Here is a 17,447-nt window from a genome sequence, read left to right on the forward strand (position 1 = left end):
TCTCGTCCTGAAAAAAGTTGACTATAATTAAATAAATTATGTCAATAGAAAGCGAAGAGTTAAAAAACGGGTCAGCCCCTAAAATTTACAGTGAAGCCTTCAAAAAACAAGTTGTAAAAGAATTTGAACGGGGTTTATTTACAAAAGCGGAACTTCGCCGGCGGTATAAGATTGCTGGGAATAGCTGTATACCACGTTGGTTAAAAAAATATGGTAAATTTACATATCAAGATAAACTAACCATCGGACGACCAATGAAAGATCCTCAATCTCAGCGTATCAAAGAACTTGAAGCACAATTAGCTAAAAAAGAACAGGAGTTATTAGTCTTTAAAAAAATTATTGAAATAGCCGAACGTGAGCTAAAAGTTGAAATTGTAAAAAAGTCTGGTTCCAAGCAGTCCAAGAAATAAATCATATTTACAAGATTAGCCCTTGTGAAATATGTCGAGTGCTTGGGTATAGTAAGCAAGCCTATTATAAAAGAAAATCACTTTTATTAAAATCAGACTTAAACCAGGAACATCTGAGATGTTTAATAATGTCTGTGCGTCAAAAACTTCCAAAAACCGGCGGCAGAAAATTACATTACATGCTCAGAGATGCTTTTAAGAAACATCAAATAAAAATTGGCAGAGATAAATTATTTGATTTTCTACGCGAAGAATATTTACTAGTTCCTAAAGTTCGAAGATATTACAAGACAACAAACTCAAAGCACTGGATGCGTAAATATCCAAACTTAACTAAAGAAATAGCGATTAACAGACCTGAACAGATTTGGGTTGCAGATATTACTTATCTTAGAACTAGAGAGAAAACACATTATCTGCATCTTATAACTGATGCTTATTCTAAGAAAATTGTTGGTTATAATTTATCCGATAATCTAATGGCGAGTTCTACATTGAAAGCTTTAAAAATGGCTGTTACCAATAAAAACCAAGATAGTAATCTCATACATCATTCAGACAGAGGATTACAATATTGCAGTAAAGAATATACGCAGTATTTAATTAGAAATAATATTCTAATAAGTATGACTCAAAATTATGATCCTTATGAGAATGCAGTTGCAGAAAGAGTGAATGGTATTTTGAAAGAAGAATTCGGATTGTTCGAAATCTTTGAAAATTTTGAAAACTTAAAAAAGCAGGTTCAGGAATCTATTTTGCTTTATAATCAAATTAGAGTACACTTATCAATAAATATGCTTACTCCAAATCAAGCTCATTTACAAAATCAAGTAAAATTGAAAACATGGAAAAAATTAAATCGGAATAAGATTTCTTTTGTTCCGATTTAATTAATTTTATAATATTAATCCAGTCAACCTTTTTCAGGACAACTCATATGTTTATCTGATTTTATTAAGATAAAATATTCATCTTTTTCAAAAAATCTTTATAGGTGTCGCTTAGGTTTATTTTGTGATCGCCTTTTAAAATAATTAGATTATCTGCAAGAATGATTTCCTCGATTTTATCTCTATTTACAATTGTATTGCGATGTGTTTTTACAAATTTGGTTTTATCCAATAAATTACTGATTTTAGTCAACGAGATTTGAATAACAAATTTTTCTTTCTCGGTAATAATATTGCAATAACGTTCTTCGACTTCGATATATAGAATATCGTTTATTGCTACTTTTTTAAGTGAGTTTTTCTTCTTTATAAATAAAAAATCATTACTGATTACAGTGTCTTGCTCTTCGCTCATAAAAACATTTGTTTGAGCGTAGAATTTTTCTACAGCCATTTCTATGGCATACAGAATTTCAAGTTCGTTAAAAGGTTTCATCAAAAAACTAAAAGGTTTAGTGAGTTTAGCTCTTTCAAAAATTTGGCGATCCTGAGAACTAGTTAGAAACACAAAAGGTTTCGATGCATTCGGGATTATATTAATTGATTCAGCGAAGGTGATTCCGTCGGGTTTTCCGTCCAGAAAAACATCGATAATAATAATATCTATAGTATTCTCGTAAAAAAGCTTTAATGCATCTGTGAAGTTTGTAGCAACACCTGTAATAGTATAATTGTTTTCAGCAAGAACTTTGATAAGTGCATCGCTTTGTTCAGGTGTGTCTTCTATGATTAAAACATTAATATTATCCATTGGTTCTTGTTTTTGGGAAGGTTAATATCATTTTAGTTCCCTTGTTGATCTCACTTTCAATATTCAGGGTTCCGCTATTTTTCTTGATCATTTGTTTACATAATTGCATTCCTAAACCGGTTCCTATAATTTCAGAATTCGATTTCTTGGCTAACAATTCGCTATCAGTCAGTAACTCTTTGATCGTTTCATGACTCATTCCAATTCCGTTATCCTGAATAATAAGGTCACAAAAATCAAGATTAATTTCTTGGGTATAAAAACTTATTTTACCCTTTTCGTTAGAAAATTTAATAGCATTGTCTAATAAATTACGAAGTACAATCTTTAGCGAATCAAGATCTACATAAATAAAAATATTTTTTGAAACTAAATTTTCAAAAGTAATCGCTTTGTCGAGAAGTAAAGGTTTGTAATTGTATTCGATTTGCTGTACGATAGAATACAAATGAATAGATTCTTTATGAAAGTACAATTGTTTAGTTTGCAACATTGCCCAATGCAGTAAATTATCTAATAAACTATAAGCGCCATTAGCAATGGTACTATTTCGAATAATTAGCCTATTGAGTTCATCGTAATTTTTAGTTTCAAGTGTTGCAGATAGTTTCGAGTTGCTCGTTTTTAATGCGTTTACAGAAGATCTTAAGTCATGACTTACTATAGAAAATAATTGATCTTTAGTAGCATTTAATTCGTCAAGTTTGTTTTTTTGAAGTAGAATAGTTTTAGCATTTTTCACTTTTTGACCATAGAGATAAACTCCTCCTGTTAAAATTAAAAGTAGTCCTATTGCAGCAAAAAACAAGCTATTACGTTCTGTGTTTTTAAGTTTATTCTCAACCTCTAACACTTTGATTTGTTTTTGTTTTTGTGCTACGGCAAATTTTTTCTCAAAATCAGCAACTGCCCAAATTTTATTTTGATTATTGAGGGAGTCTTTCCAATCTTCTGCTTCTTTTCGATAGTCTAGGGCTTTTTTGTACTTGCCTCTATTTTCTTCCACAACAGCCATGTTAAATGTTGCGTTTTCTTTTAATTTAAAATCTTTTATGCTTTTAGATAAAATATACGCTTTTTGAAAATAATATATAGCTTGTTGATCTTTATATTGTTCGTAGTATAAATTGGCAATATTTAAATTAGAACGAACTGCGTTTTTTGTAGCCTGTTTAGGGTTTAAAAGAACATCTTTTTTAAAATAAAACTCTGCTTTTGCATATTGATTTAAATGTAAATAACAAGTTCCAATATTTGCATATAAATCGGCTATTTGATTTTCGTCTTTATGATTCAGTATTTCTTTTTCAGCCTTCAAAAAATAAACAATGGCGTTTTCAATTTTTTCTTCATAATAAAACAATATTCCAATACTATTATTGACTAAATAATAATATTGGAAAGATTTGTTTATTGAATTAAACTCAATTCTTGCTTGTTTATAAAGTCCTTTCTCGCTTAATGAAAAACCTCTAAAATAATGACAATATTGTTTTGTTTCTAAATCAGGATTAGAATTCAATTGTTTCATTGAATATACCAAGGTAGAATCCCATTCTTTTTTTAAAAAAAAGTATTGCGCTTTATTGAAATTGATTTCGTTTTTTAATGAATTTGATTTTTTTTGAATAGCAACTTCAAAATAATTCAAACGTTTTTCTTGTTGTGAGAAAACAATTGAAGTTAAAAAAAGAAATAGTAAAATAAATCTATGTGTTTTTTTGGTCATTATTGACATCTTACAAATCCACTAAATGTTATTATATTAATGATAGTTACTTATCATCACCTATTTGTATTAAAACCATAGGCGTTAATGAAAAAAGAATTAAATCTATCAATTGAGATAAGTAGTATTTTTGATTAAGTAGCAATATTAGTCTTTGTACCTCTAGATAGTTTTGGATCGTCTCCATCTCCACCGCCTACAACAGGAACTGTATATTGTAAGTAAGAGATAACTTCTGTAATGTCACCAACAGTATCAGAGGTATAATCTGTTTCTACATAATAAACATCATAAGTATCCGGAGAGACTTTGTCCCACTCATAATCAAAATAAATTTTGAAAGTACCATCTTTTTCTGATGTTTTTTGCACCGTAGGTTTTTCTGTTTCTTCAGGATTGATGTATAAAGTAGCACATATTTTTAAGATTTGTACTCCATCATCATTATTATAAAAGTTTGCTGAAGCTAAAGGAGGAATAGGAAAAGTTAGATTTTGTATATCTTTGAATTTAAAGTCTACACTGTTGATTTTTGTAATTTGAATAATTTTCAATGTCATAATTGGGTTTTTTTAGGGTTAATAAGTTTTATTTTTGGATGCCTAAAGGTATTTTTTTTCTTTGAATAAAGTGTGAAATTGATGTGTTTTTTTAGTTTTATTCTCGTTAAAAACAAAAAGAGTAGATGTTTCTTGTAATTATATTACTATTTGCAATAAAAACGAAAAACCCCAATTCAAATAAATGAATTGGGGTTTTCTATGAATAAACCTTTAGTAAACTAAGATCTGATTACTCTTTTTTCTCCTCACGTGGAGGTCTTTGTAAAAGTGCTTTTCTTGACACTTTTTCTTTTTTAGTTTTAGGATCAACACCTAAGTATTTCACTTCAAATACATCACCCATGTTTACAACATCAGTAACATTTTCAGTGCGCTCCCAAGCTAATTCAGAAACGTGCAATAAAACTTCATTTCCTGGTGCAGAAGTATATTCTACTACAGCTCCAAAATCTAACATTTTAATTACTTTTACTTCATAAGCTTCTCCCATTTGTGGTTTGAAAGTGATTGACTTAATTTTAGCCAATACTGCTTCAATTCCAGCTGGATCTGTACCTAAGATTTCGATAACACCTTGCTCATCAACTTCGTTGATCACAATAGTTGTTCCGGTAGCTTTTTGTAATTCCTGAATTACTTTTCCACCAGGTCCAATTAATGCTCCAATAAAGTTTCCAGGAATAGTTCTGGTAATGATTTTAGGAGAATGCGCTTTTACGTCAGCTCTTGGTGCAGCGATAGTTTCAGTTAATTTACCCAAAATGTGTAAACGTCCTTCACGTGCCTGCCCTAAAGCCTGCTCCATAATATCGTAACGTAAACCATCAATTTTGATGTCCATTTGACAAGCTGTAATACCGTCAGCAGTTCCTGTTACTTTAAAGTCCATATCTCCTAAGTGATCTTCATCACCTAAAATGTCTGACAATACAGCAAATTTCTCACCGTCAGTAATTAATCCCATGGCAATACCAGAAACTGGTTTTACCATTTGAACTCCAGCATCCATCAAAGCCATTGTTCCTGCACAAACTGTTGCCATAGAAGAAGAACCGTTAGATTCTAAAACCTCAGAAACAATACGTATAGTATAAGGACAATCAGCAGGGATCATGTTTTTTAAAGCTCTTTGAGCTAAGTTACCGTGACCAACTTCTCTTCTTGAAGTTCCTCTTAATGGTTTTGCTTCACCAGTAGAGAAAGGAGGGAAGTTATAGTGTAGGTAGAATTTCTCTTCACCTTGTTCAGATGGAGAATCGATTTGGTTCGCTTCTCTTGAAGTTCCCAGAGTAACTGTAGCTAATGCCTGAGTTTCTCCACGTGTAAATAAAGAAGATCCGTGAACTCTTGGTAAATAATCAATTTCACACCAGATTGGTCTGATGTCTGTTGTTTTTCTACCATCTAAACGAACACCTAATTCTAATACTACATTACGAACAGCTTCTTTGTTTGTTTTGTAGAAATATTTAGAAACTAAATCTCCGTCAGCAGCTAATTCTTCTTCTGTAAATAAAGCTTTTACTTCTTCTTTTACTTCAGCAAATGCAGCGCTTCTTTCGTGTTTAGCTGAACCAACTTTTGCAATAGCATAAATTTTATCATATGCTGCCGCTTTTACTTTTTTGTAAATTTCTTCATTTTCTTTCTCACCTTCGTAAGTACGAATTTCTTTTTTACCAAAAGCAGCTTGCAAACGCAATTGAGCCTGAATTTGAACTTTTATAGCTTCGTGGGCAAATTTGATAGCTTCTACCATTTCTGCTTCTGAGATTTCTTTCATTTCTCCTTCAACCATTGCAACTGAATCCATAGAAGCTCCAATCATCATATCGATGTCAGATTTTGCTAAGTCTTCTCTGCTAGGGTTAATTACAAACTTACCGTCGATACGTGCAACACGTACTTCAGAGATTAAGTTGTAAAAAGGGATATCTGAAACAGCTAATGCAGCAGATGCAGCCAAACCAGCTAAAGCATCAGGCATAACAGTTTCGTCATGAGACATTAATTGAATCATAACTTGTGTTTCAGCATGGTAATCGTCTGGGAAAAGCGGACGTAAAACACGGTCTACCAATCTCATTGTTAATACTTCGCTATCGCTTGGACGAGCTTCTCTTTTGAAGAAACCACCTGGAAAACGACCTGCTGCTGCAAATTTTTCGCGGTAATCTACCGTTAATGGTAAAAAGTCTACCGCTGGGTTAGCGCTACGTGCAGATACTGCTGTTGCAAGTATCATCGTGTCGCCCATTCTTACTACTACAGAACCATCAGCTTGTTTTGCTAAACGTCCTGTCTCGATTGTGATGCTTCTGCCATCACCTAAATCGATCTTTTCTACAAATAATTGTGGAATCATAATTTTTCCTTATTGGTTATACAATGGGTTTTAGTTGTGTTGTAGTTGTTGTGTGTAGTTGTTGTTAATCTAAAACCCAATGAAAAACCAAACTTTTTTTCTTATAAAATGCTTGTAATGTAAAAACAAAAAGAGGCACTCTCGCACCTCTTTTCTATATTGATTATTTTCTGATATTCAATACTTTGATAATCTCACGATATCTGTTGATCTCTTTCTTTTTCAAGTAATCCAACAAAGCTCTTCTTTTACCTACTAATAGTACAAGTGAACGCTCTGTGTTGTAATCGTGACGATTTTTTTTCAAGTGTTCAGTTAAGTGTGAAATTCTGTACGTGAACAATGCAATCTGACCTTCTGCTTTTCCAGTGTTTGTTGCTTCACCGTGTTGTGCAAAAATCTCTTCCTTCTTTTCTTTAGTTAAATACATTCCAATATTATTTAATGATTTTTATGTATGTCTTTACATCTCTTGTAAGACGGTGCAAAAATAATACTTTTTTTTGGAAAAAATAAATTTAAAGATTGAAAAAATTAAAGATTAAACAATTTTGAATGAAAATAATATTTTTTTAATCTTTTACAAGCCTGATTTTTTAGAATAATTTTGCAACTTCTTGATTTACAAATTCTAAAAATCGTTCGTCAGCTTCTGTAAAAGGATCTATAACATGACTGTCAATATCAATTTGCCCTATATTTTGACCGTTAACAAATAAAGGAACTACGATTTCTGACTTTACCGTAAAGCTGCAAGCAATGTAATTATCCTGCGCTGCAACATCCGGAACGACAAAATTTGCATTACTTTCTGCCACCTGACCACAAATCCCTTTTCCAAAAGGAATTACCGTATGATCCGTTTCAGCTCCCACATAAGGTCCCAGATGTAACGTTTTATTCTCATGATTGGCGAAATAAAAACCAACCCAGTTATAATATTCTACATTTTCATTTAATAATTGGCAGATGGTTAATAATTTTTCGTCTCTAACTAATGCTGTATCAGCGACAATAGCGCTTATTTTTGGTTGTAATTCTTGAAATGTCATGATATTAAAATTTTATACAAAAGTATTTAAAGCTAATCTCAAAAATACATAAATTTGAAAAAAATTTAAGTTGAAAAAATACCTGATACAATTTAAGCCATTCCTAATATTTATAAGCACATTTTTTGCAGCATATATTTTGCTTACAATGGTTTATAAATTTTATTTGAACACTTTTGAAACAAATGATGTAGACGGAATTACATCTGTTGTTGGTAAAAATGTGTTGCAGTTAATGAATGCATTTAATTGTGATATCAAAATTTTTAAAAGTCTTTCAGATTCCTGGTTAGAGGTTTGGTACAATAAAAAGTATGTAATTAGAATCGTAGAAGGATGTAATGCCGTAAGTGTTATTATTCTATTTATTTCTTTTGTACTTGCTTTTTCCGGTAAACTTAAAACTACAATCCTGTTTATTGTGTTTGGTATTTTGTTTATTTATATTCTCAATGTTGTTCGAATTGCTTTGTTGGCCGTGTTATTATTTCATGTTCCTGAACAACAACATATGCTGCATGGTGTTCTGTTTCCGTTAGTGATTTATGGAGCAGTTTTTATTTTATGGATTATATGGGTAAATAAATTTTCAAAGTATGCTAAATAGTCTGCTTAAACATAAAATCAAAATTCTAATTGCATTCCTTATTATAGTATGTTTTGTTATAATAAGAGTTTTTGAGGTACAATTGTTTTATGATCCGTTTTTGATTTATTTTGAATCTGATTTTAAAAATCACCCAATGCCTCAAGTAGATGCTTTTAATCTATTTTATGGGCTTTTGCTTCGGTATTTTCTAAATACAATTCTATCATTAATGCTAATTTATACTTTATTTAGGGATCGTGAAATCTTGAAGTTTAGTACCATAATATATGGTTTCTTTTTGTTGCTGCTTTTTGGAATGTTTTTTATCATTCTTAATTATTTTCCGGACGGTAATTGGCTTCTTTTTTATGTGCGAAGATTTATTATACAACCCATTTTTGTATTGTTGTTTATCCCTGCTTTTTACTATCAGCAACAAAATCTTAAAAAATAACATTTCATTAAATCTTTTTTCAAGTCTTTTTAGGTAGTTTTGCAATATGAATCTAAAAAAGTGTACAGGATTATTTTTAGCGTTCCTATTGTTGGTTTCCAACATTGGGTTTGCTTTTGATGTGCACTATTGTGGAGGCGAAATCGCTTCTGTTTCATTAAATACTTCCGTTGCTGCATCTCCTGAAAAAAAATGTTGTGGCGCATCTGAAAAAAAATCTTCTTGTTGTAAAGACAAAGTAGTTCATTTTGAGAAAAAATCTGATAATGCAACTCTTAAGTTTTTCTTTTTTCAATTTGCTTTTCCTGCTGTAATACAGGAATTTAATCCAATTGCTTTTTTATCAATTCCAAATTTCAAAAGCAATCAGATCACTTCGTATTATTCTGATGCGAATGCACCACCGTTATTTAAACTATATAGTCAATATATTTTTTATTCCTGATTTTAATGTTTAGAATCAAGCCTTCTAATGGCTTGGGCTATGCTGTTTGCTTATTTCTCATTTGTTGAGAATATGATAAAATGGCTTTTCTAATTAACATTAAAATCTTTTTTATGCAAAAAAATATTATGCTTTTGTGTATGGTTTTGCTTTCGGTTTCTGCTTTTTCGCAAGAAAATTTAGAGGAAGTGAAAATCACCAAAAAGCAAAAAGGAATCAAAAAATCCTATACGCTTACTTCTAATACAAGTGTTATTACAAGCAAAGAGCTGCTTAAAGCTGCGTGTTGTAATCTCGCTGAAAGTTTCGAAACAAATCCATCAATCGACGTCAATTTCTCTGATGCGTTGACGGGAACAAAGCAAATAAAAATGCTTGGCTTAACAAGTCCTTATCTAATGATTACCGAAGAAAATATTCCTTCGGTTCGTGGAGCTTCGCAGGCTTACGGATTATCATTTACACCCGGAACCTGGATAGAAAGCGTTCAGATTACCAAAGGCGCAGGAAGTGTTATTAACGGTTATGAGAGTATTTCCGGCCAAATAAATACGGAGCTTTTAAAGCCGCTAAGCGATATCCCATTCTTTTTAAATGTTTATGGTTCTACAGATGCGCGTTTTGAGGTGAATACACATTTCAATAAAAAATTATCTGATAAATGGGCCACAAGTTTGTTTGTACACGGAAATACGCGTGTCGCAAAAAATGATATGAACGATGATGGATTTCTGGATAATCCGTTAGGAAAACAAATCAATGTACTGAATCGTTATCAATATTATAATCCTGAAAGTGGTTTGGTCAGTTTTATCAATTTTAGATATATGAATGATAAAAAACAAACCGGAGAAGTCGATTTTGATAAAGACAGAGATCGCGGAACAACAAATTATTGGGGTTCAGAAATTAATACAGAACGTTTTGATGTTTCTACAAAAATAGGATATGTATTTAAAGACATGCCTTACCAAAGTATTGGTTTTCAGAATGCTTTTAATAGTCATAATCAAAACTCTTATTTTGGCTTGAATTTATACGATATAAAACAGAATAGTTTTTATTCGAACCTGATTTTCAATTCGATTATTAATAATACGATGCATAAATTTTCGACTGGTTTGAATTTTACTTACGATCAGTATCAGGAATTTGTAAATGTAAATGATTATAGTCGAATCGATAATTCAGTAGGGGCGTTCTTTGAATATACATATGATAATACAGATAATTTTAGTTTGATTCTGGGCGGAAGAGTTGATAATCATAATCGATTGGGATTTTTTGTAACGCCGCGTTTGCATATGCGATACAATCCCTGGAAAGATGGGGTAATTCGTTTTTCTGCAGGAAGAGGAAAACGCTCGGCGAATATTTTTGCAGAGAATCAGCAGCTTTTTGCTAGTTCAAGAACGTTTTCGATTTTAGATACAAACGGAAAAATTTATGGTTTGAATCCGGAAATTGCCTGGAATTACGGTGTGAGTTTTTCTCAGAAATTCAAAGTTTTTGGTAAAAATGCCGAAGCTGGATTTGATCTCTATCGTACAGATTTTCAAAATCAGGCAGTTGTAGATTTAATGCAGAGTCCGCAAAATGTCTCTTTCTATAATTTAAAAGGAAGTTCTTTCGCTAATAGCTTACAGGTTGAATTTAATTATGAGCTGATTCATAATTTTAATTTAAGAACAGCATATAAATACTACGACATTCAGACGGATTATTTAACCGGTACTTTTCAGCGTCCGTTGCAGGCAAAACATCGTTTTTTAGGAAACCTTGAATACGAAACAAACGTAAGTGATGGTAAACAATGGAAGTTTGATTATACTTTTAACTGGTCCGGAAAACAGCAATTGCCATACACTGCATCGAATCCTGCTCAAGATCAGTTTCCTGATTTTTCACCATCATATGCAGTTATGAATGTTCAGGTTACAAGAGTAATTTCGCCAGTTTTAGAAATATATGCCGGAGGTGAAAACATTGGGAATTATAAACAGCAAAAAGCTATTTTAGGTGCCGAAGATCCATTTGGCCCTAACTTTGATGCTTCTATAGCCTATGCGCCAATTTTTGGGCAAATGTATTATGCAGGATTACGATTTAAAATAAAATAAAGAATTTAGTACCAATTTTAACAAATAATTCAATAACGATAAATAATAATAACATGAAAAATATAATTTTAATTGCATTAGTAACTTTTTTAGGATTCTCAGCACAAGCCCAGACTAAAAAAAATAAAAATTTAAAATATACTACAGAGGTAAATGGAAACTGTGAACAATGTAAAAAACGTATAGAAAAAGCAGCTTTTAGTGTTCCGGGAGTAAAAACAGCAACCTGGGATATTAGTTCGCATCAATTGGCAGTGATTTTAAATGAAGAAAAATCATCTCCTGCAGATTTAAATAATGCTATTGCTAAAGTAGGTCATGATACTAAGGATGTTAAGGCAACGGAAACTGATTATGAAAATCTGCATTCTTGTTGTAAGTATGTAAGAGAATAATTATTCTAAAGAGCCCAAGTTTATACTTGGGCTTTTTAATAGTTAATTTATCTTTAAAATATAGCATTTTATTGGTGTTGAAGCAAATTATTGTTAATTTCACAAACTTATAAATATAACCAAACGCATTTATGAATAATTTTGATTGGACTCAATTAATCAACCCGGAATTTTATATCACTTTAAGTATCGGCGGCTTTCAAATTGGTTTATTTATAGTTTTGTTTATAGTTTTTGCTGAAACAGGATTATTTGCAGGTTTCTTCCTTCCGGGAGACAGTTTGCTTTTCTTGGCGGGTATTTACAGCCGTGATTTGATGCTGAATGTAGTTGATATTCCGGCAGATTTTATAAATGTTTTTGTGCTTTCGACTCTGGTTGCAATAATGGGAGTTTTAGGAAATATGACCGGATATTGGTTTGGAGCTAAAAGCGGTTATTACCTGTTTAAAAAAGAAGATTCTTTCTGGTTTAAAAAGAAATACCTGTTACAATCTAAAGATTTTTTCGAAAAATATGGTGGAAAAGCGATTATCTACGCGCGTTTCCTTCCAATCTTTAGAACATTTGCACCAATTATTGCAGGAATAGTTTCTATGGATAAAAAGAAATTTATGTTCTATAATATTTTGAGTTCTTTTTTATGGTCGTTTATCCTGATTTTTGCAGGACACTATTTATACGGAGTGTTTTTAAAACAAGGAATCGATCTAAAACATCATATTGAATATATCATTATTATAATCGTTATAATCTCAACTTTCCCGGTATTAGTAAAACTTCTAAAGAAAAGACCAAGCGAAAAGATATAGTTGAAATACAACACACAAAAAAAGTCCGAAGTTAAAGCTTCGGACTTTTTTTATGCTTGAAATCTGTATAATTTTTACAATCCTCAAAAGGGATTATTATTCTTTATTCTATAAGATATTAAAACTTTTAGAAAGTCTTTAATTCAATTCAGAACAATCTTCTTTGTAGAGGAATCTTCGTTGTTAACTTATTTTTTATATGGATTTTTACCTTTAAGTTTGTCAGGAAAAGATTACCATTCATTTACCTTATTTGCATCCATTTTTAAGAAGATAAACAGTAAAATAGTAAATCCCCAAAGTCCTGATCCTCCATATGAAAAGAAGGGAAGTGGAACCCCAATTGTTGGGAAAATACCAATAACCATCGCAATGTTTACAAAGAAGTGGGTAAATAAAATTCCTGCCACGCAATAACCGTATACTCTGCTGAATTTTGTTTTTTGTCTTTCAGCAAGATAGATTACCCTTAATAATAAACCAACAAAGAGAGAGATTACAACTAATGAGCCTACAAATCCCCATTCTTCACCAACAGTAGTAAAAATATAATCTGTATGTTGTTCAGGAACAAATCCGCCTTTAGTCTGAGTACCTTCTAAGAATCCTTTTCCGAGCCAGCCTCCAGAGCCAATAGCAATTTCAGATTGATTTGTGTTGTATCCAATACCTTTCATATCGACAGTTTTACCTAGTAAGATATTAAAACGGTCACGATGGTGTTGTTTAAAAATATTGTCAAAAACATAATCTACAGAAAGTACAAAAGCAGATATAATAGCTAATAAAATCCCGCTTAGAATAATATTGCGATCAACAGCCCGACCTTTAAAGTGTATGATAATCAAGACTCCTAATGCGGTTAAAATAACAGCATATGGTTCTAAAACCAGTGTTAGTACAAATAATAAAATAGTAATAAAACCAGTCCAAACGTACCAGGATGGTAATCCTTCTCTATAAAGTACCACGATAAAAATACTATAGATTAAGGCGCTTCCGGGATCTGGTTGCGGTAAAATTAGCATTACAGGCAAAAATACAATTGCCAGTGCCTGAATTTGCCTGTTTACTTCTTTAAGGTTTATTTGAGTATCACTTAAATATTTCGCTAACGCCAATGCTGTTGCTGCTTTAGCAAATTCTGAAGGTTGTAATGTAAAACCTCCTATCGCATACCAACATCTTTGACCGGCAATAGTTTTTCCAAAAAGAAATAAACCTGCCAATGATAATAAAGACACACCAAAAATTATACTGGCATATTTCTCGTAAAATTTTCCATCAACAAAAAGCACGACAAAAATCAAGGGAATAGTACAACCAATAAAAATTAATTGTTTTTGATAAGTTCCTTCGGTTGATAGTAATGATGAGGAATAGATATTTAACCACCCTAATATCACTAACGAAGCATAGATAAAAACGCTTATCCAGTCAATGTTATTTTTTACACTTTGATTTTTCATTTGAAATAATCTTTGTTAGTTCTTTTTAGTAGTGTCTGATACTGTTTTTTTTACTTCTGTTTTAGGGGTAACTGCTACTGGTTTTGGGACAACAATTTTAGCTTTCAAAATAGAATCTTTTGGAGTAGATTCTATTGCGCTTGCTTCTGTCATTCCGCCTAGTTTTGCATATTCACCTGCAAGGCTTTTGTTTAAAACCCTTACTTCTAAATCAGTTCTTGTAATTTTCCTTCTCAGGTATTTCTCAATCATTAAACTTGCAATTGGTCCTGCGACAGTTGCACCAAAACCTCCATTTTCAATCATAATCGCGATTGCAATTTTCGGATTGTCTTTAGGGGCAAAGGCTACGAAAATAGAGTGATCCTTAAGTTGTGTTCTTTTTCCGTTAATTTTGGCAAAGTTTTCTGCTGTACCCGTTTTTCCGCAAATATCGATACCATTTACTCTAAGGGCATATGCTGTTCCTTTGTTGTAAACATCAAATAAACCGCTGATAACAGGCGGAAAATATTTTTGATCAACCGTAGTAACATGTTTGGTTGTGAATTTGGCATCAATTTTTTTACCTTCAATCTTTTTGATAATATGAGGCGTATAATAATATCCCTGATTGGCTACTGTCGCCATCATATTTGCTAACTGAATTGGTGTCATTAAAACTTCTCCCTGACCAATCGCATTCGATACAATCGTTGTACTTCTCCAGCCTCCGTTAGGATAGATTTTTTTATAGGTTTTAGAAGTCGGAATATTTCCTCTTTTACCAATTGGTAAATCATATCCCATAAATTGACCTAAGCCAAAACTTTTTACGTGATCACTCCAAACATCAACAGCTTTACCCGGATTTCCATATTTGTTAATGGTCAACATATATGCCTGTGCAAAATAAGTATTACATGAATTGTAGATTCCGTTGTGTAATTGGTGAGGGCCAAAACCATGACATTTCATGAAACGACCTCGACCATAGCTAAATCCATGGTGACACATAAAAGTAGTTTGCTCATTAATAACGCCTTCTTGCAATGCTACCAAACCGGTTAAAATCTTAAATGGCGAACCTGGAGGGTATTCTGCCAGAAGTCCTCTGTCATATAAAGGTTTTGCAATTGAGTCATGATACAAAAGAGTATAGTTTTTAGATCTTTGTCTTCCAACTAAAATACCCGGATCATAAGATGGTGCAGTTACTAATGCCAGAATTTCTCCAGACTTAGGTTCAATAGCAACAATTCCGCCTCTTTTATTGATCATTAATTCTTCTCCATACTTTTGAAGCTCAGCATCAATCGTTAGGTTAATATCTTCTCCGGCAACAGCAATAGTATCGTATTTACCATCTTTATAAGAGCCAATTTCTCTATTGTATTTGTCTTTCTGAATGTATTTTACACCTTTGATACCGCGTAAAATTTCTTCATAGCTTTGTTCTACACCTTGTTGTCCAATTAAATCTCCACTATTATAATAGGGATTTTTAGCTATTAAACGTTCGTTTACCTGAGTAATGAAACCAAAGATATTTGCACCGTAATCTACTTCATAATCACGAAGTGATCTTTTCTGGAAATAAAAACCTTCGTATTTTCTGATTTTTTCCTGAAAAGCAGCAAATTCATTTTTGTTTAATTGTGCCAGGAATACAGAAGGAAGTCTTGGACTGTAGACTTTTGCTTTTGCAATTCTTTTGTCGTATTCTTCTCTTGTTATGTTTAATAATGCGCAGAATTCGTTGATATTAAGGTCTTCTTTGATCTCTCTTGGGATCACCATTATATCATATGAAGCTTGATTGGCAACTAATAATTTACCGTTTCTGTCATAAATATAACCTCTTTCCGGATAGTCATACTGTTTCTTTATTGCATTGTTTTCTGATTTTAATTTAAAAGAATCATCTACAATTTGCAAATAGAATACCCTGATCACTAGCAAAGATGCTGCAATGATAATTAAAGAGGGCAGCAGAACTTTTCTCATCGTTTATTGGGCTTAATAAGGTAAATTATTATAATTGAAGTGATTATTGTAAAAATGGAACTAAATAAAGTTCGGAGTAATATATCTGCAATAAATTTAAACTGAAAAGCTTCCAGCACAAATAATACAATATGATGTAACACAACCGAGACTAAAATAAATGAGAATCGCTCAGGTGTTAATGAATCATTTAATTTAATGGTTTGATATTCATAACTCAGTCCAAATGAGAATTTAAAAATATAAGGTCTGTAATATGCCAGAATAACACAAGCCGTAGCATGGATTCCGCCAGAGTTACAAAACATGTCCATTGTTAATCCAAGTAAAAAACTTGAAATGATAAGACCTGATCTGTTACTATTTACAGGATAAAGAATTATATATAGAATATATGGAAAAGGGCTTATATATCCCAGAAAATTCATGTTGTTGAAAATAACAACCTGAATTGCCAGTAACATAATAAATCGAAAAATATTGACTAACAATGCGCTATTCATCTTTTCCCTTTTTTTCTAAATTAATAAGTTCTTCCCTGTCTTTACTTTTAATAATGTAAACATGTCCAAGATTGGTCATGTCATTGAATAATTTAACGTTAATGACATAGAAGCTTGTTTTGTCCTGAATGTATATTTTATCAACCGTTCCAATGTTAATTCCTTCAGGAAAAATTACTGATTGACCACCGGTTACGATAGTATCTCCTTTTCTGATTGAAGCCAATCTCGGAACATCGACCAGCTGAACAAATCCAGTGCTTTTACCATCCCAGGTTAAAGATCCAAAGTGGTTTGATTTTTTAATCTTGGCATTGATTTGTGATTTCATATTCAAAATACTCACTACAGTAGAATATCTTGGCGAAGTATTGTCTACAATACCAATAATTCCTAAACTGTTAATTACACCCATATCTGGTTTAACCCCGTCGTTTGATCCGGAATTTAAGGTGATATAGTTTTCGTGTGTATTGTATGAGTTGTGAATTACTTTTGAAACAATAATGTCAGCAGGTTTTACTCCTTTTATGCTATCGGCCAAAGGTACTTTTGTAGTGTCTTCCTTATTGAATAAAAGACTTTTTAATCTTGCGTTTTCAAGTACCAGTTCGTCGTTTTCGGTTCTTAAATTCAAATATTCATTTACACGATTAATTTTTTCATAAACACCTCCGCTTAAAAAATTAGCTGAACTGATTACTCTGCTTTTATGGTAGGAATGAGATTGAATTGTGAGTGCCAACGAAATACCTAAAAGCAGCAAAAACAGCAATCGATTACTGTTTCTTATAATAAAATTAAAAATTTGCTGCATTTCTTGTTCGGTTATTTTGTTTCAGGATATG

Annotated in this window: 17 protein-coding genes; 7 read left to right on the forward strand and 10 right to left on the reverse strand. The window is 31.9% G+C overall.

Annotated elements, in window-relative coordinates; translation table 11 throughout:
* Positions 1–38 precede the first annotated feature (38 nt).
* Positions 39–1,306 (forward strand): IS3 family transposase gene (locus tag BXU01_RS11155; RefSeq protein ID WP_123774022.1). Its coding sequence is split into 2 segments (ribosomal slippage): positions 39–378 and positions 378–1,306, totalling 1,269 coding nucleotides; the frame shifts between segments, so codons are not numbered across the junction.
* Positions 1,307–1,370: 64 nt separating this feature from the next.
* On the opposite strand, the gene BXU01_RS11160 is transcribed toward BXU01_RS11155, so the two are convergent.
* From BXU01_RS11160 to BXU01_RS11185, 6 genes are all read right to left on the reverse strand, one after another.
* The gene (locus BXU01_RS11160; protein WP_083693301.1) at positions 1,371–2,117 is read right to left on the reverse strand and encodes a LytTR family DNA-binding domain-containing protein; all 747 of its coding nucleotides are present in this window, start codon (positions 2,115–2,117) and stop codon (positions 1,371–1,373) included.
* A complete protein-coding gene (locus tag BXU01_RS11165; RefSeq protein ID WP_165689781.1) occupies positions 2,110–3,846 on the reverse strand; it encodes an ATP-binding protein in 1,737 nt (578 codons plus the stop codon). The genes BXU01_RS11160 and BXU01_RS11165 overlap by 8 nt, the downstream gene beginning before the upstream one ends.
* Positions 3,847–3,980: 134 nt before the next feature.
* Positions 3,981–4,406, reverse strand: coding sequence for a hypothetical protein (locus BXU01_RS11170; RefSeq protein WP_083693302.1), 426 nt, complete (start codon positions 4,404–4,406; stop codon positions 3,981–3,983).
* Positions 4,407–4,638: 232 nt separating this feature from the next.
* Positions 4,639–6,774 (reverse strand): polyribonucleotide nucleotidyltransferase, encoded by a 2,136-nt coding sequence (locus tag BXU01_RS11175; RefSeq protein WP_083693303.1) that lies wholly within the window; start codon positions 6,772–6,774, stop codon positions 4,639–4,641.
* 163 nt (positions 6,775–6,937) lie between these two features.
* Positions 6,938–7,204: a 30S ribosomal protein S15 gene (gene rpsO, locus BXU01_RS11180; RefSeq protein WP_055097227.1), complete on the reverse strand. Its 267-nt coding sequence runs from the start codon at positions 7,202–7,204 to the stop codon at positions 6,938–6,940.
* A gap of 166 nt (positions 7,205–7,370) precedes the next feature.
* Positions 7,371–7,826 (reverse strand): GAF domain-containing protein, encoded by a 456-nt coding sequence (locus BXU01_RS11185; protein ID WP_083693304.1) that lies wholly within the window; start codon positions 7,824–7,826, stop codon positions 7,371–7,373.
* Between the two features lie 70 nt (positions 7,827–7,896).
* On the opposite strand from BXU01_RS11185, the gene xrtF reads away from it, so the two are divergent.
* From xrtF to BXU01_RS11215, 6 genes are all read left to right on the forward strand, one after another.
* Positions 7,897–8,433: an exosortase family protein XrtF gene (gene xrtF / locus BXU01_RS11190; protein ID WP_083693305.1), complete on the forward strand. Its 537-nt coding sequence runs from the start codon at positions 7,897–7,899 to the stop codon at positions 8,431–8,433.
* A complete protein-coding gene (locus tag BXU01_RS11195; RefSeq protein ID WP_083693306.1) occupies positions 8,423–8,869 on the forward strand; it encodes an exosortase F system-associated protein in 447 nt (148 codons plus the stop codon). The genes xrtF and BXU01_RS11195 overlap by 11 nt, the downstream gene beginning before the upstream one ends.
* A 46-nt stretch (positions 8,870–8,915) precedes the next feature.
* The gene (locus tag BXU01_RS11200) at positions 8,916–9,314 is read left to right on the forward strand and encodes a hypothetical protein (RefSeq protein ID WP_055097218.1); all 399 of its coding nucleotides are present in this window, start codon (positions 8,916–8,918) and stop codon (positions 9,312–9,314) included.
* Positions 9,315–9,427: 113 nt separating this feature from the next.
* The gene (locus BXU01_RS11205) at positions 9,428–11,434 is read left to right on the forward strand and encodes a TonB-dependent siderophore receptor (protein ID WP_083693675.1); all 2,007 of its coding nucleotides are present in this window, start codon (positions 9,428–9,430) and stop codon (positions 11,432–11,434) included.
* A gap of 53 nt (positions 11,435–11,487) precedes the next feature.
* The gene (locus tag BXU01_RS11210; RefSeq protein WP_083693307.1) at positions 11,488–11,829 is read left to right on the forward strand and encodes a heavy-metal-associated domain-containing protein; all 342 of its coding nucleotides are present in this window, start codon (positions 11,488–11,490) and stop codon (positions 11,827–11,829) included.
* Positions 11,830–11,960: 131 nt separating this feature from the next.
* Positions 11,961–12,641 (forward strand): DedA family protein, encoded by a 681-nt coding sequence (locus BXU01_RS11215; RefSeq protein ID WP_055097211.1) that lies wholly within the window; start codon positions 11,961–11,963, stop codon positions 12,639–12,641.
* 233 nt (positions 12,642–12,874) lie between these two features.
* Here the strand turns inward: BXU01_RS11215 and rodA are convergent, their stop codons facing one another.
* Genes rodA through mreC form a run of 4 tightly spaced genes read right to left on the reverse strand, consistent with a single transcriptional unit; the run spans position 12,875 to position 17,416 of the window.
* Entirely contained in the window at positions 12,875–14,110 is a 1,236-nt protein-coding gene (rodA, locus tag BXU01_RS11220; RefSeq protein WP_083693308.1) for a rod shape-determining protein RodA, read from the reverse strand.
* A 15-nt stretch (positions 14,111–14,125) separates the two neighbouring features.
* A complete protein-coding gene (gene mrdA, locus BXU01_RS11225) occupies positions 14,126–16,096 on the reverse strand; it encodes a penicillin-binding protein 2 (RefSeq protein WP_083693309.1) in 1,971 nt (656 codons plus the stop codon).
* Positions 16,093–16,599 (reverse strand): rod shape-determining protein MreD, encoded by a 507-nt coding sequence (locus tag BXU01_RS11230; protein WP_083693310.1) that lies wholly within the window; start codon positions 16,597–16,599, stop codon positions 16,093–16,095. Before BXU01_RS11230 ends, mrdA begins: the two co-directional genes overlap by 4 nt.
* The gene (gene mreC, locus BXU01_RS11235) at positions 16,592–17,416 is read right to left on the reverse strand and encodes a rod shape-determining protein MreC (protein ID WP_055097203.1); all 825 of its coding nucleotides are present in this window, start codon (positions 17,414–17,416) and stop codon (positions 16,592–16,594) included. Before mreC ends, BXU01_RS11230 begins: the two co-directional genes overlap by 8 nt.
* Positions 17,417–17,447 lie beyond the last annotated feature (31 nt).

This window comes from [Flexibacter] sp. ATCC 35103 (genome assembly GCF_001975985.1).
Classification (GTDB): Bacteria; Bacteroidota; Bacteroidia; order Flavobacteriales; family Flavobacteriaceae; genus Flavobacterium.

Coding starts and splice junctions, on each gene's coding strand:
- BXU01_RS11160 (WP_083693301.1), bottom strand. CDS start 2,117: ATGGATAATATTAATGTTTTAATCATAGAAGACACACCTGAACAAAGC.
- BXU01_RS11165 (WP_165689781.1), bottom strand. CDS start 3,846: ATGACCAAAAAAACACATAGATTTATTTTACTATTTCTTTTTTTAACT.
- BXU01_RS11170 (WP_083693302.1), bottom strand. CDS start 4,406: ATGACATTGAAAATTATTCAAATTACAAAAATCAACAGTGTAGACTTT.
- BXU01_RS11175 (WP_083693303.1), bottom strand. CDS start 6,774: ATGATTCCACAATTATTTGTAGAAAAGATCGATTTAGGTGATGGCAGA.
- rpsO (WP_055097227.1), bottom strand. CDS start 7,204: ATGTATTTAACTAAAGAAAAGAAGGAAGAGATTTTTGCACAACACGGT.
- BXU01_RS11185 (WP_083693304.1), bottom strand. CDS start 7,826: ATGACATTTCAAGAATTACAACCAAAAATAAGCGCTATTGTCGCTGAT.
- BXU01_RS11195 (WP_083693306.1), top strand. CDS start 8,423: ATGCTAAATAGTCTGCTTAAACATAAAATCAAAATTCTAATTGCATTC.
- BXU01_RS11200 (WP_055097218.1), top strand. CDS start 8,916: ATGAATCTAAAAAAGTGTACAGGATTATTTTTAGCGTTCCTATTGTTG.
- BXU01_RS11205 (WP_083693675.1), top strand. CDS start 9,428: ATGCAAAAAAATATTATGCTTTTGTGTATGGTTTTGCTTTCGGTTTCT.
- BXU01_RS11210 (WP_083693307.1), top strand. CDS start 11,488: ATGAAAAATATAATTTTAATTGCATTAGTAACTTTTTTAGGATTCTCA.
- BXU01_RS11215 (WP_055097211.1), top strand. CDS start 11,961: ATGAATAATTTTGATTGGACTCAATTAATCAACCCGGAATTTTATATC.
- rodA (WP_083693308.1), bottom strand. CDS start 14,110: ATGAAAAATCAAAGTGTAAAAAATAACATTGACTGGATAAGCGTTTTT.
- mrdA (WP_083693309.1), bottom strand. CDS start 16,096: ATGAGAAAAGTTCTGCTGCCCTCTTTAATTATCATTGCAGCATCTTTG.
- BXU01_RS11230 (WP_083693310.1), bottom strand. CDS start 16,599: ATGAATAGCGCATTGTTAGTCAATATTTTTCGATTTATTATGTTACTG.
- mreC (WP_055097203.1), bottom strand. CDS start 17,416: ATGCAGCAAATTTTTAATTTTATTATAAGAAACAGTAATCGATTGCTG.